At 51.1% G+C, this 513-nt stretch carries 1 protein-coding gene; it reads right to left on the bottom strand.

Features of this window, described 5'->3' with window-relative positions:
* The coding region (locus R7Z49_RS27705) for an MGH1-like glycoside hydrolase domain-containing protein (protein WP_411913043.1) at positions 1–513 on the bottom strand (513 nt) is incomplete at both ends.

Here is a 513-nt window from a genome sequence, read left to right as displayed (position 1 = left end):
TCAAACTGGTTCACGAGAGCGTGATACACGTCCATCACAGACCAGGCCGCCAACGAAGGTTTCGTATTGCGGTCGTTCCAGTTTTCAGAGCCAGCACCACCACGACTAACAGGTTTGGTGTACGTCAACACATCCAGCAAGTAGCCTTTGTCTTGCGGACGAATCTTGTCATCAGCTTGAACTTGTTCTTGGAATACCGTGCGAATGTTGTCCATCGCAACATCTGGGTTGAAATGCGCCATCGCGTACGCTTGTTTCCACGAATCCCACGGCCATGTTAAGTTACCAGAGAACCAACGCGCAGTGACCGATGGCGTGACTGTCGCTTGTTCAATATCGCCCGCCGCAGAGCGCCAGTTACCGTTTAGGGTCTCCATCGCTTTTACCGCTACGCGAGCTTGGTCTGCTGTCGCTTCTTTGTTGATAAGACCATTCGCTAAATAGCCGTCCCAACGCGCTTTCGACGCTTCCATGTATTGAGTTGGATTCGCTAATACATCTTGCACTTTCAAC

Origin of the sequence: Vibrio sp. 1562, from assembly GCF_033340155.1 — a bacterium.
GTDB lineage: Bacteria > Pseudomonadota > Gammaproteobacteria > Enterobacterales > Vibrionaceae > Vibrio > Vibrio alginolyticus.
Note: the sequence above shows the minus strand (reverse complement) of the source record. Positions and strands in the feature narration are given on the sequence as shown.